General features: G+C 41.2%; 12 protein-coding genes. 9 read left to right on the top strand and 3 right to left on the bottom strand.

The genetic code is table 11. From position 1 onward, the window contains the following. Positions 1 to 13 precede the first annotated feature (13 nt). From G602_RS0122745 to G602_RS0122720, 5 genes are all read left to right on the top strand, one after another. Positions 14 to 2,011, top strand: a complete 1,998-nt coding sequence (locus G602_RS0122745) for a hypothetical protein (RefSeq protein WP_155830053.1) — start codon at positions 14 to 16, stop codon at positions 2,009 to 2,011. A 1-nt stretch (position 2,012) separates the two neighbouring features. Next, on the top strand, positions 2,013 to 3,071 hold the full coding sequence (locus G602_RS0122740) for a glycosyltransferase (protein WP_026661090.1): 1,059 nt from the start codon (positions 2,013 to 2,015) through the stop codon (positions 3,069 to 3,071). 133 nt (positions 3,072 to 3,204) lie between these two features. Beyond that, complete coding sequence (locus tag G602_RS29570) at positions 3,205 to 3,822, top strand: hypothetical protein (RefSeq protein WP_049945434.1); 618 nt, start codon at positions 3,205 to 3,207, stop codon at positions 3,820 to 3,822. A gap of 165 nt (positions 3,823 to 3,987) precedes the next feature. Continuing rightward, positions 3,988 to 5,469 (top strand): methyl-accepting chemotaxis protein, encoded by a 1,482-nt coding sequence (locus G602_RS0122725; RefSeq protein WP_026661089.1) that lies wholly within the window; start codon positions 3,988 to 3,990, stop codon positions 5,467 to 5,469. Between the two features lie 34 nt (positions 5,470 to 5,503). Beyond that, positions 5,504 to 5,755: a hypothetical protein gene (locus G602_RS0122720; RefSeq protein WP_026661088.1), complete on the top strand. Its 252-nt coding sequence runs from the start codon at positions 5,504 to 5,506 to the stop codon at positions 5,753 to 5,755. A 49-nt stretch (positions 5,756 to 5,804) separates the two neighbouring features. Here G602_RS0122720 and G602_RS0122715 read toward each other — a convergent pair whose 3' ends face one another. Next, positions 5,805 to 6,854, bottom strand: coding sequence for a CPBP family intramembrane glutamic endopeptidase (locus G602_RS0122715; RefSeq protein WP_026661087.1), 1,050 nt, complete (start codon positions 6,852 to 6,854; stop codon positions 5,805 to 5,807). Between the two features lie 130 nt (positions 6,855 to 6,984). Here G602_RS0122715 and G602_RS0122710 point away from each other — a divergent pair, with 130 nt between their 5' ends. After that, the gene (locus G602_RS0122710) at positions 6,985 to 7,713 is read left to right on the top strand and encodes an SEL1-like repeat protein (RefSeq protein ID WP_026661086.1); all 729 of its coding nucleotides are present in this window, start codon (positions 6,985 to 6,987) and stop codon (positions 7,711 to 7,713) included. 192 nt (positions 7,714 to 7,905) lie between these two features. On the opposite strand, the gene G602_RS0122705 is transcribed toward G602_RS0122710, so the two are convergent. Beyond that, positions 7,906 to 9,174 carry a hypothetical protein gene (locus G602_RS0122705; RefSeq protein ID WP_026661085.1) on the bottom strand — a complete coding sequence of 423 codons (1,269 nt, stop codon included), beginning with the start codon at positions 9,172 to 9,174 and terminating at the stop codon, positions 7,906 to 7,908. A gap of 221 nt (positions 9,175 to 9,395) precedes the next feature. On the opposite strand from G602_RS0122705, the gene G602_RS0122700 reads away from it, so the two are divergent. Then, on the top strand, positions 9,396 to 10,787 hold the full coding sequence (locus tag G602_RS0122700) for a PhoH family protein (protein WP_026661084.1): 1,392 nt from the start codon (positions 9,396 to 9,398) through the stop codon (positions 10,785 to 10,787). Between the two features lie 147 nt (positions 10,788 to 10,934). Here the strand turns inward: G602_RS0122700 and G602_RS0122695 are convergent, their stop codons facing one another. Beyond that, positions 10,935 to 11,522, bottom strand: coding sequence for a hypothetical protein (locus G602_RS0122695; protein ID WP_026661083.1), 588 nt, complete (start codon positions 11,520 to 11,522; stop codon positions 10,935 to 10,937). Positions 11,523 to 11,790: 268 nt separating this feature from the next. Here G602_RS0122695 and G602_RS0122690 point away from each other — a divergent pair, with 268 nt between their 5' ends. Together G602_RS0122690 and feoB are read left to right on the top strand one after the other, a co-directional pair. Then, complete coding sequence (locus tag G602_RS0122690; protein ID WP_330369247.1) at positions 11,791 to 12,009, top strand: FeoA family protein; 219 nt, start codon at positions 11,791 to 11,793, stop codon at positions 12,007 to 12,009. Between the two features lie 62 nt (positions 12,010 to 12,071). Continuing rightward, the gene (feoB, locus tag G602_RS0122685) at positions 12,072 to 14,063 is read left to right on the top strand and encodes a ferrous iron transport protein B (protein WP_026661081.1); all 1,992 of its coding nucleotides are present in this window, start codon (positions 12,072 to 12,074) and stop codon (positions 14,061 to 14,063) included. Positions 14,064 to 14,135 lie beyond the last annotated feature (72 nt).

Raw genomic sequence — 14,135 nt, 5'->3', positions numbered from 1 at the left:
CGCGAAGCGCCGGATGAGGGGAACAAGACAATTAGAATTACCGGAGAACACTAACAACATGTGGTTTTTAATACCAATATCATTTTTTATAACAGCAACCCTGCTGTCAGTTAAATTCAGGGAAAGCATATGCGACACAATAGCCGTAACAGGCGCGATTCAGATTCTTGCTCTGTATGTACTGGCATTTTTCAGAGGTATGAAGCTTGTTTACCTCGGATCTATCCTGGTAATCTGTGCCTTTGCAGGACTTCTGATTGCTGATGTCATTGCAAAGAAAACCATCAGCGGCAGGCAGAAGATAATAAGAATAAATCACAACAGACATATTTTAAAAAGAAGTCTTCGGGCATTTATACAGCCCGAAGTTTTCGCGTTTATATTTATTCTTGCCATGGTAACCTTCCTAACTAAGGATCAGATAGCTACCTGGTGGGATGATATAAATTTCTGGTCATCTGATGCTAAACAGCTCTATTATATGAATGGCTTCCCAGGGAAATATGGGAATGTATCTCCTGAGTTTGGAGATTATCCTCCGGGAACGTCAATTTTTAAATGGATATTTCTGATATTCAGCCCTTCAAAATACATAGAGGGACTACAGTTTGCCGGATACTATGCGCTAAACGGCGTTTTTCTTATGCCGCTTATTAAGCATGTTGGCAGTAAGTTTTCTGCTCCTGCCACAGTTTTGGCATTCATGCTTCCAGGGATAATAAACGGAATAATATTCTATGGAACACCTGCTGACATAACAATGGGAATTGTCTATGGTGCTCTTTTGTATGCAATCTGGGACAGGGACGGACATCGCGAATTATTCTACTATGGAAGGATTGCACTTTATACAGCGGTTCTTCTGCTTACAAAGTCTGTTGGATTCGAGTGGGCAATTTTCGCTCTTATCTTTTATTTTATGTTGAATTTAGGTAGACGGAGTAAAATTGCTTCATATAAGGGAATCATCTTATCAGTACTATTTGCTGCGGCAGCCTATGGAAGCTGGCTTGTTTTCTGCTTTGTTAACAGGAGAGTAGCCAAGGCTACGGGACTTGGTATAAAAATGGCAACAGGTTCCTACGTAGTGCCCGCAAATGCAGGGGATAAGGCCTGGTATTTTTTCCTTGGACTGTGGACAATGCCCATGCATGCTGATCACAATGTTACTCTTGATATTCCTATAGGAGTCATGATAATCCTGATATTTGCGGCGATAGCTGTGATGATAAAAACGGATATTATTCATTATAAGGAAAGTAGGAGCATTCTTTGGTTTTTCATTATTTCGGGAATCGTTTCTTATGGAATAATTTTTGTAGCACACATCTCGCTTTTTCAGGCTGAGGACCAGTACCTCGATGCCTTTGCAATGACTAATTCAATTGCAAGATACGGTGCACCCTTTACCATGGGGGGAATGTATCTGCTGATTGGTATTGCCCTTGCCTATGCATGCAGCAACAGAGCGATAGAGGAGGCAGGAGACCCTGATAATGATAATTACTGGAAGAATAAAAGGAACATCGTTTATCTTGGAATAACCCTATTTGTTCTGGCAAATAGTGATTATGTTGGCATCCATAAGGCTCTTATCGGCTATCACGATAATCTGGATGAAAAAGCGGCCTACAATGAAGAGATGGTAGATGATGGCGGACAGCGTTTTGTTGAGGCTCTATATGGCCACAGAGTGCTCTGGGGGCATAGGGTGTTGAACTTAAGAAGCGGCAATATAGGACATTGGGTGCACGATACCTACATAAGTAAAGAAGTATCCCCTATCCCTGCTGTTTATGATACACTTACTGAGGCTGATGATGCGCTATCCATCACTGATAAGATAAGAAAAAGCCATGCTGAATATTTCTTTGCGGAATCAGCAGAGCTTTTGGATAAGAATGCCTTCTCCGGATTTATGGAAAACGGTGAAGAATTTGAATTTTGGAAATTATATAAAATCAATGATACAGGAGAGAAAATAACCCTCACTCCGGTTTATTTATACTAACATGCTAAATAAAGTACCTATAATAATCCCGGCCTACGAGCCGGACGAAAAATTAATAAATCTTCTTGATGACCTTCAGAATGCTGAGCTGTCCCCGGTGATAATCGTTGACGACGGTTCGGACGAGAATACTTTTGGAGACATTTTCAGGGCAGCCAGGGAGAACTATGGCGCAGTGGTCTTAAGACATGCCGTGAATATGGGAAAAGGGCGTGCACTTAAGAATGCCTTTAACTACTGCCTGGTAGAATATCCGGAGCTTGTTGGCGTCATAACCGCCGACTCAGACGGACAGCATACCGCTACCGATATAAAACGCGTAAAGGCGGATCTCCTGGAATATCCTGATTCACTTATCATGGGGTGCAGGAATTTTGACGAGAGCGGAATACCCGCCAGGTCTGTTTTTGGAAATAAGACAACCAGCAGAGTAATGGGGTCACTGGCAGGTGTCAGTGTAACAGATACTCAGACAGGATTAAGAGCAATACCTGCGGAATTCATGAAATATCTTCTGAATGAAAAGGGCGAGAGGTTTGAATTTGAAACCAATATGCTTCTTGCCACTAAGACACAGGGAATCTCCATAAGAGAGGTTGATATTCAGACAATCTATATTGAAGAGAATAAATCCAGCCATTTTCATCCAATAAAGGATTCTATCAGAATCTATGCAATGTTTGGGAAATTTATAATATCATCGCTCTCATCAAGTCTGGTAGATATGTTGATGTTTGCTTTGTTTTGCAGGATTTTCAAATATGCACAGGGGCTTCCTGTAGGCTATATTATGCTCTCAACCATATTGGCGAGAGTGATATCTGCTGCCTACAACTTTACAATTAACTATAAAGTGGTATTTAATGGAAGTGGCAGCAGGCTTTTTTCCGCAGTAAAATATGCTGTTTTGGCTGTGATTATTATGCTCCTTAGTGGCTATGGTGTTACCTATATTCATGGCTATTTCAGCAGTTCACCCGAGCTCTTTGTAAAAATACCCGTTGACTGCGTTTTATTCCTGCTTAGCTTCTGGATTCAGAGAGAATTTGTTTACAAATGATTTTTATTTGTGTAGAGAAAAATGATATATGCCTTCCCCCTCTGGGGGCGCACATCGTCCGGGGGACGATGGCTATGCGCGGACCGAAGCGGAGCGGAGAAGGTGTCAGCGAAGCTGACGGATGAGGGCTAACATGAGAAGACATAAGAAAAACAAATCCTACTACATGGGAATGCTTACACTCATTTTCCTATGTGCACTATATCTTATAGCATATCCCCAGTTCCGAGCCTTTGAGACGAGCTCTTCGGACAATAGTTCATCTTCAGACAGCGCGATATCCCACGAAACAGTTCAGAATGCAGCTCAGATCATCAAAAACTCTGATGATGATACCACTGCCGCTGCTGAAGCAGCCATTTCTGCAATTGAGGAAAAGGAGAAGGCTGCGCAGGAAGAGGAAACAAAAGAAAATGTTAACTCCATTGAAGAGGAAACAAAAGAAAATGCTGACGCCCTTGAAAATGAGGAAACTGTAGCACTTAAAACTTATAGCTTTAGAAACAAACAAAAGCTTAGCAGTCACTTCGAGAAGCATGGCCATGAGATGGGTTTTGCCTCGGAGCAGGATTACCTTGACGCTGCAAATGCATTGATAAATAACCCTGAGGCACTTCATAAAAATGAAGCAGAAGACGGTGATGACGTCTACTACCTTGAGAAAACTAATGAAATAGCATTTGTCTCAACCGATGGCTACATCCGAACCTATTTTATATGCAGTGGCAGGAATTATTTTGACAGACAATGATTGAACTGAATAATTATAAAAACAACGATAAATTATTAACTAATTCTAAAGAGCAGAAATCTTTATTTAGTAAAAATTAAGAACTGAATTTCGTCCATTCTGATAAAATAGAATATGTGAAAATGTATTGAAACTATTGTCACGTTTCTTATTCAGGAGGACATTATGGATAAATATCAATTCTCTCGTGCTAACCAGCGAGCGTATGCAGTATGCCTTATTATTGTGGCAACCTGTGCGCTCGCCTTTCTTATTGAGGGAGTTACCCTCGGCTTTTCCGGTGGCAGAATCCTTGAGCTTGTAGCGGTGCTTATCAGTGTGGCCGTAATGAGCGCGGGTGTGACAAGATTCAAGGAGGAAAAGCTCGGATCGGTCCTGATAATGGTTGGAGCGACGGTTACATTCATAATCGTAATGCTGGTTGAAAAACAGTTATTCTATGTTATGTTCGGACTTCCGATTCTTGTTTGTTCCATTATTTATATGAATAAGCGCATTATATTCGGTGGAAGTACAGTTATCCTCTTGATGTATATAATATGTGCTATACGTGTAATGGCTAATGGTGAAAGAAGCACGACTGAAATAATTCTTTCCGGAATCGCTACAATACTTCTTATTATGGCATCATATTTTGCACAAAACCTTCTGGATACCTTTAATCAGGAGCATTTTGCTACAATTGAGGAACATAATCAGGTGCAGGAGGCTGCAAGTCATGATATGGGTAAAATTGCCCGCAGTATCTCCAAGCATTTCGATCAGGCACAGGGCAGCATAGATGAACTTGAAAGCATAATTGAAAACACAAGCAACGGGATGAAGGATATAGCGGGATCAACAGAAAGTACTGCCAATGCGGTAACCGATGAAGCACAGAAGGTTGCCGAAATCAAGGAGCAGACACAGGTTGCGGATACTCAGCGTCAACACATGATAGAAGCTTCCGAGAGTACAAAGGAAACCGTTCAGGAGGTTTCAAAGACAATAGAGGTTCTTAGAGACAAAGCCAGAGGTGTACGTTCAGCCAGCCAGATAACCGCTGAATCAACCAAGGCAGTTCTGAACAAGGTTGAAGAAGTACAGAAGATTTTGGGATCCATTATGGCGATTTCAAAGCAGACAAACCTTCTTGCTCTGAATGCTTCAATTGAGGCAGCAAGAGCCGGTGAGGCAGGAAAAGGCTTTGCGGTAGTTGCTGAGGATATCAGACAACTGTCTGAACAGACCAACAACGCTTCAAATGAGATTACCAAGATTATCGGCGAACTCACAGAGGATGCCAACAAGGCTATGGAGAGTATCGATAATACTGTTGAATCCGTTGAGCTCCAGAATCAGGTTATTCGCGATACAGCTACTGCGTTTGAGACGATAAACAGCAATGTTGAGAACCTCATGGAGAAAATTGACGAGATTGGAAACAGTATGGAAATGATCAATAACTCCACTAATGAGATTAACGACAATATCTCCAATTTGTCAGCTACGAGTGAAGAGGTTGCAGCATTGTCAAATGACGGACTTAAGAATGCTCAGGATGCCGTTGATAAATTTGAACGTTTTAAAGCGTCTCTTGATGGAATCTACAAGCAGGCACAGAGGCTTAAGGAAATCAATTTTGATTCGGATGATTCCGATGACTGATTATAATATGGAGTGAAAAAAGGAGGTTTATAATATGAGAGTATTATTTGCAGCTGGACGTGTTCGTGAGGTTACCGATGTTGAGGTTGTAGGAATGGATGTCGGTGACGGACAGATTATCGGAACGCAGGTCAACTTCATTATGGCAAATGGAAATAAGGTAGAGTACATTTACAGCCAGAACGTTTCGATCGAGGACTCCGGACAGAGAGCAGTAGAATTTGTTCAGGACTTATATAAAAATGGTTTTGCAGATTTTTCGCAAGAACCTGTAGAGATGCTGTAAGGTTATGCATAAAATACGCCCGCCGGGATTATTCCGGCGGGCTTTTGAATTACATAGACATCGCGATAAATACGGTAAGTCCGATGCACACAATAATAAGTGCTATCATACCAAAATTCAGAATCGAATCCTTGCTGAATTTTCCCGGAATAGGAGCATTTGGCGTAGTCTCAAGAAGATTTCCCTTTTTAACAAACAGAATAAGAAGAATCAGTCCGACAACAGCTAAAAGATACTGGAATGCTGTATAGGCGATCATTACAGGCGTTGCTTTTCCTGAAAGTGTAGGATCAATAAGCATCGGTACAAATGCGCCAAAGAAGTTGAAGGTTACATGCATGATAATCGTATAAATAAGGCGCCTTGTATATACGTAAACATAGCCAAGAATTATTCCAAGCAGGAAAGCGTAGAAGAACTGGAATATATTTGTGTGAATGAGACCAAATATTAGAGCTGAAATGATAATAGCATTCCATTCACCAAACCTTCTTGCATATCCTATAACAGCATATCTGAACAATATTTCCTCGAATATAGGTGCCAGAATAACGCTTAGTAAAAGTACTGCAGGAAGTGACATATTGGAGAGCATTGAAGTCAGCAGATCACTCATGTTGTTTCCGGTGATTGCAGTAATGATATAAGCAAGTGTGCTACCGATGGCAGATCCTATAATACCCATGGGGAACATGAACATCAGGAAATTGAAAAATTCCCCGGGAGAAAGTGTTTTTTTCATGGAGTCCTCATAAGGAGTTGAGAACTTGAAAGCTCCTTTTATAGGAATGTCCTTATATTTTTTGGAATTCAGAATAAGTATTGTAAGCGGAATTACAATGAAATAACTGATTCCCATGGAGAGAAGATTGACAAGTGCTGCATTCTCCGTGCTAAACTTGCTGGCAATTTCGGATACAAGTCTGGGATCCATTGTAGACGCGTCAGCAATCTCACCTGACTGCATAAGTGCAAATAAATATTTAAAAGTGTAGACTGATGAAGCAATTCCGATTGCTATAGCTGCAAGAATATTTGAAACTACAAGATAAAAAACAATAGAAAGACCAAGATGTGAATATTTCTTTTTTATTGACATTAAATAATTACTCCTTTATGAAAAAAGATAGAAATCACTAAATATATGGAAAAATTTACTGTCCATTATAGAAGTATACGAAATAAAGTCGTGCGTGTAAAGGAAAGACAACTATGGTATTATATGGAATATGAAAGAAAGAGATGAAAGCAGAGTCGGTATGAGACGCGCCCTGCGCAGTCAGTACCGATATGAACTTAAGAAATTCATAAGTGAAGGAAAAGGTCATTATAGATGTAAGTTTGCAGAGCTTGCCTATGATATGGGTGATATGTACCGCAAGGGAATTGGCGGACCTGTTGATATTTCGCAGGCTTATTTTTATTATCTTCAGGCTGAATATGCAGTCATGTTAAGGCTCCAGGTGAAGAGGAATAATGATGACGAGGCTTTCCTTGCGAAAATAAGGCTTGTCCTGACACAGCTACGGAGAAAACTCGGCTATGGCAGCGAGAAGCTCTATTGCAGTACGCATCCCTTTGTGCTTTATCAGGCACTTGAAGAGGGACATGACCTTATGATTTCCTTCAGACATATGAAAAGCGGAAGGATAAAGATAGTAGGAGCCAGGATTCCCAAGGCAGGAAAGGATGAATGCCGGCAGTCAAGAATGCTGATTACTTATGACAGATTCCACTACTGTGAACTTAAGGATTTTGTAATCACTTATGCACAGAATGTACAAGGCCTCTGGTATGCAGAGACGGAAGAGTGCATCAGAATTGATTCCATTACTCTTGTAATGGATGAATTTAAGGGCAACAGATGTGAGTTTTATTATAAGGGAAAACTTGTGGCCTATATTTTTGCTGAGGATTATGTAGTCAGCTCAGGAAGACCAAGATATATAAGGTTCTAATTATAAAAAAGATATAAAAAATACGAAAAATCACACTTTTATTATTGAGTTTCTCAGAAAGTGTGATAAAATCTATATATAATAAAAGTTCGGCGAAAAGAGTATACACTTTATAAATCGTTCTGCGGTTTATATTCTATGAGGGAGAAAGAGACCGGTGCAATGCTTAGCATAGCATCGGCTCTTCTATTTTTACCCCTCTTCTTCAGCGGCCTCGATAACGCCTTCAATTTTTTTTCTAAGCCATACGATATCCTGATCAAATGCCTTAAGAAGAGCAGAAGAATACTTCGATTTTCTTATGGCATCTGTTTTTTGTACAGCAGCAAGAGAATCCTGAAGCTGACTGATACATTCGAGAGTTTCGGTCATTTCTTCGGAAAGAGAAGCAGAGCCGCGTATGCAGCCGTCCAATACGCTTCCTATTCTTTGGCCCTTATACATAATCTCACGGGCAGAGGACATAATATCTGAACGAAAAACCTCGAGAGCCTTCAGATAGTCTTCCTGTATGGCATTCCGTTTTTCCATGGTTTTCCTGAAATCCTGATTTAATGTAGACAGACTCTGAATAAGAATGTTTACGTAATTGGTGCTCTGCCTGTAATATTCATTACTTGCTGCGGAGTACATATCAGCATATCTTGTCGTATCTCTGTGGGCTGATTGAATGGTATGCACTGAAGAGCGCACAGTCTTAAAGCCATTCTCAAGTGCAATAAGTTCTGCATCCAGTGCGGCAGATATATCATGTATCTTACGGGAAAGATCACCGACCTGAGCAGCTACCTTAGTGGAAAACTCCCGGCTCTCTTCATTCATATGTGTGGCTTCTATAGTAGTATGTATAGCCAGAAGATCAGCTTCTGAAGCCAGGGCTTCAAGTTTATCCTTCTTTTCGGAAAGACTCTGCACCTGTTTGTGATATTGCTCAAGAGATGAAAGTGTGTATTCAACTGATTTTTTTAAAATATGTGAAAAAGAAGAGTAGCTTCTTATCTGTGAAACCAGTCCCGGATCAGGCATATATTCTTCAGAGAGTTTGGGCAGATTAATCTGAGGAATCTCAGGACCATCCTCAAGGCCTGATTTGTCCGGAAGCTCCGGGAGGTTATCTGTTGTATCTTTAATGGAAGAGAGAGCTTCGCGAATTTTCTCCATGGTCTCATTTAAGGTTTTTACATCATCAATATGCCCTTCAAAAGCGCTCGTTATATCGGTAATATCCGATGAGAGCTCTGAAAAGCTTTCGTCCTGTTCGGAAGAAAATGAATTAAGATCACCTTCAATCTGATCTCTTCGCCCTTTTAAAGCTGTGGGAATGTCGCGAATGGGGGATATGAGTTCGGAAAGCTTTTTGCGCTTAACGACCTCCTGCCTGCTGATGGTAGGTGCAAACTCTTCCAATGGCAAGTAATTATTCTGATATTCATCTTCATTATTCCTGCCAAAAAGTGCCAAGATATTTGCGCCTCCCCCAAAAAGAATTTTGTAAATCCATAAAGAAAAGATGTCTTCATAGATATAAAAATTATACCATAAAAATAATGATTTTTTCAAAGGGTACATACCACAATTACTTGTAATTTTGATGTTTCAAAAACACAAAATATGGTATAATTGACACATAGACAAAAAGGCAATACAGCACTCGTCTAAACTACATACACGGGGGGATGTGCATGAAAAAAATCTACGTACTAGACACTAATGTCCTCATTCAGGCGCCACACGCGCTCAGGTGTTTCGACGATAATGATGTCGTTCTGCCTCTGGTGGTACTTGAAGAATTGGATTCGCACAAGCGCGACGAAGGTGAACGCGGTGCCAAGGTCCGAGAAGTTATCCGCCTGCTTGAAGAGCTGCGGGAGAAGGGAGATCTGACCAAGGGAGTAGAATTACAGGACGGCGCTACCTTAAGAGTTGAGAAGAATTTTAAGGACGTCGAACTGCCGCAGGATATGTTGGAATATAAATCTGACAACCGTATCCTGAGAGTATGTAAAGGGCTTGCAGATACCAGTAAGGAGCAGGTAATCCTTGTAACAAAGGATATTCTGATGCGAATTAAGGCTCAGCTCCTTGGAATAAAGGCTCAGGATTTTACAACTGAACAGGTAGTATCACATGGTGAACAGTATTCCGGACGTATCAGAGTATATGCACCGGAGGAGATTTTTAAGGAGTTTAGAAGAAAGGGAGTTCCGGTAGACGCAGTGTATATCTGCGATGAGAACGGAGAGAAGATTAAGCCGGAGCTTTATGAGAACCAGTTTGTAATACTTCAGGGAGATCAGTCCATGAACAAGACACAGATGGGCAGGGTTGACCACGGAATAATTAAGAAGCTTGAATTTGAAAAGGCTCAGCCTTATGGGGTGACTCCCAGAAATGCAGGACAGTATTTCCTTCAGGAAGCTCTGATGCAGCCTGCTGATAAGGCCCCGCTTGTAATAGTTAAGGGAATGGCCGGAACTGCAAAAACCTTTTATTCACTTGCAGTAGGACTTGAGAAAATGATAAATCGCCCGACCGGTGAGTACAGACGAATACTTGTCTGCAGGCCTAATTCCCAGTTTGACGATGATATAGGATTCCTCCCCGGAGATGAGCAGGAAAAGATAGGACCTCTTATGAGACCTATAATTGATAACTTAGAGCAGCTCATTGATTCCAGTGAGGAAGAGCGATACGCAGATGAAAAGGAGCTTCAGGATAAGACTGATGAAATTTTCGAGAGAGGAATTGTCCAGGCTGAAGCGCTGAACTTTATCAGAGGCCGTTCCATTCTGAAGACCTATCTGATAATCGATGAAGCACAGAATATGACCCCTGCTCAGGCTAAGGGAATCATTACCAGAGCAGGTAAGGACACCAAAATAATTCTTCTTGGTGATCCCAACCAGATTGACCGTCCCTTCCTGGATGAGAGAACCAACGGACTCTCTTATGCCTCCGAGCACATGAAAGGCTCAGAACTCTGCTGGCAGATATCACTTGTAGCAGAGGAGTGCGAGAGAAGTAAGCTCGCCATGGATGCCATCGGAAGAATGCGAGACAAAGTAATCATGTAAACATAAGCGTTCCTTTTGGGAAAATGATGGAAAAAATAAGCCTTCCCCCTTCAAGGGGGAAGGTGTCAGCGAAGCTGACGGATGAGGGTGAAAAATCCCGCCGGTGCATATCACTGCCGGCGGGATTTCTATTCTTAAAAATATTATTTACTGTGGCGGTACCTGACTATCAGTTCCTTCCTGGGATGGAAGAACTCTTGTGTCTGTCATGTAGTCAAGCTGTCCCGGTGCAAATGGCTTGCAGGCCCCAAGCAGTGTAATTGAGCCAATGATTCCGATGATATTGGCTAAAACACAAAAGCCAACCGAAACATTCTTATCTAATCTGGCAAGAGTATCTCTTAAAACAACAACTCCAAGTGCAATTGAAATAATACCGCAAATAGTGCTAACAGGGGCGCTTATTGATTGAATCCTGCTGGCAATACCTGTAATTGCACTAATAGCAATAGGATAGAGCTTAATAACATTGGCAGGGCAGTCAACACCGAAAACTCTGATTTTATCAACCTTACCATAGGTAGCTTCGACGGTGGCATAAATACCAAATATCGGGATAAATGCCAGCCATGCTTTGCTGTAGTTACGAATTCTTAGATATTTAAATCTTGCAATTGCATCAACCAGATAAAAAATGAATCCGATAATTAGTATTACCAGGAAGAAGCTCCCCATAACCGCCAAAAGAGCACCGGCCTCCTGATCGTTAAGTGTTCCTGAAATAGAAGTGTCCATAGTTTTATTCCTCCTCATAAGAAAATGAAATTTCGTTTACATCTTAATTATACTATAGCAATTATATTGCGACAAATTAAAAAAAGTGCATTTTACCTATTAAATAAAGAAATTTTTATAAAAATTGAAAACGAACTTGACAATCATTATCAATAAGTCCATAATTAGTTTGCAAAAGTTAGCATGTGATAACATGAATATGCGTAAAACATGCGAATTATACGCTAGAAAATGTAATATAATTTCATGACAAACTAAGGAGATGTTGATGGATATGACTTTAAACGAAGCCGAGATTGGAAAAGAATATATTGTCACAGATATAGAGACTGAGGGCGATGAAGAGATGAAGAGTTTTCTTTTTTCGCTTGGATGCTACAGCGGTGAGACCATAACTGTTGTAGATAAGAAACGCAATCTGGTAGTCGCAATCAAGGATGCAAGATATAACATTGATCCTGAGTTAGCTGATGCTATCAAAATCTGATGTATAGGATTTTTAATCCATACAATATATAAACATGTAAAGTTTTTTAGGAGGAATAAAAAATGAGAATTGCAATGGCGGGTAATCCGAACAGCGGTAAGACGACCATGTACAATGCTCTCACAGGAAGAAGTGAGAAGATTGGTAACTGGGCCGGAGTTACTGTAGATAAGAAGGAAAGTCCAATCAAGAAAAGCTTTTATGACGGGGGTAAGGAGCTTATCGCGGTGGATCTTCCCGGTGCATATTCAATGTCTCCATTTACTTCTGAGGAGAGTATCACAAGCGGATATGTTAAGAATGAACATCCGGATGCAATCATCAATATCGTTGATGCCACAAACTTAAGCAGAAGCCTGTTCTTTACAACTCAGCTTCTTGAACTTGGAGTTCCGGTAGTTGTTGCACTTAATAAGACAGATGCCAATGACAAGAAGGGAAACAGTATAGATGAAAAGCGTCTTTCTGCAAAGCTTGGCTGTCCTGTAATTAAGACAGTGGCTACATCTGAAACAGGTCTTAAGGAAGTAGTTAAGGCAGCTGCAGAGCTTGAAGGAAAAGGACAGAAGGAGCCTTACGTTCAGGGTAATGTTGATGTCCATAATAAGGCTGCTGTAGAAGAGGCAGACAGAAAGCGTTTTGATTTTGTAAACAGTATTGTAAAGGATGTCGAGAATCGTAAGGTTCTTACCAAAGATAAGAACTTCGGCGATACAATCGATAATATTGTTACTCATCCGGTTATCGGAATTGCAATATTTGCAGCAATTATGTGGCTTGTTTTCTACATCTCACAGACTACTGTCGGAACATGGCTGGCTGACATTCTTGCCGGCTGGATCGAGAGCTTCCAGGGATTTGTAGGAGATAAGATGGCTGATGCCAATCCGCTTCTCTATGCACTGCTTGTTGATGGTATCATCGGCGGTGTCGGAGCGGTTGTTGGTTTCCTTCCTCTTGTAATGGTTATGTATTTCCTCATCGCACTTCTTGAGGATTGCGGTTATATGTCCAGAGCAACAGTAGTGCTTGATCCGATTTTCAAGAGAGTTGGTCTTTCAGGAAAATCCGTTATCCCCATGATCATCGGTACAGGTTGCGGAATACCTGCAATTATGGCTTGCCGTACAATCAGAAATGAGAGAGAAAGACGTTCAACAGCAATGCTTGCAACCTTTATGCCCTGCGGTGCCAAGCTTCCTGTTATCGCACTTTTTGCAGGTGCATTCTTCCCTGATTCTAAATGGGTTGGCTTTGCCTGCTATGTGGTTGGTATTTTGCTTATTCTTCTCGGTGCACTTCTTATCAAGGCCGTTACAGGCATGAAGTACAGAAAGAGCTTCTTTATAATTGAGCTTCCTGAGTACAAGGTGCCCAGCCTTATGTTTGCAGTTAAGTCCATGCTTGAGAGAGGTAAGGCTTACATTGTAAAAGCAGGAACAGTAATCCTTGTATGTAATACAGTAGTACAGATCATGAGTACCTTTGATTTCAGCTTCAAGCCTGTAGAAGAGGGTATGGAGAGTACATCAATTCTTGCAGGAATAGCAGGACCTTTTGCTTACCTGCTCCTTCCTGTAGTCGGTGTTGTCAGCTGGCAGCTTGCAGCAGCAGCTATCACAGGCTTCATCGCTAAGGAGAATGTAGTAGGAACAATCGCAACAGTATTTGCTCTTTCTAATCTTATTGATACAGAAGAGCTTGAGCTTGTTGGTGAAGGCAGTGCGGTTGCAGCTGTTATCGGAATTACAAAGGTAGCAGCCCTCGCTTACCTTATGTTCAACCTCTATACACCTCCGTGCTTTGCAGCACTTGGTGCTATGAATTCTGAGATGAAGTCAGCTAAGTGGCTCTGGGGAGCAATCGGTCTGCAGCTTGCTACAGGTTTCACTGTTGGCTTCCTTGTATATCAGATTGGAACCCTTGTTACAACCGGTTCCCTGGGACTTGGCTTTGTACCTGGACTTATTGCAATAGCATGCTTTGCCGGTGTAATCGGATTTATTATCCACAGAAACCAGAAAGCAATGGTACTTGAGTACAAGCTTGATTGATAAATAATCTAGTATTTTTTTAGAACTACACATATAAACCTTTTTAACCGGCAGGAGTCTTATCCTGTCGGT

It is taken from the genome of Butyrivibrio sp. AC2005 (assembly GCF_000424145.1).
Classification (GTDB): domain Bacteria; phylum Bacillota; class Clostridia; order Lachnospirales; family Lachnospiraceae; genus Butyrivibrio.
The sequence above is the reverse complement of the archived record's forward strand: the minus strand, read 5'-3'. Positions and strand labels throughout refer to the sequence as shown.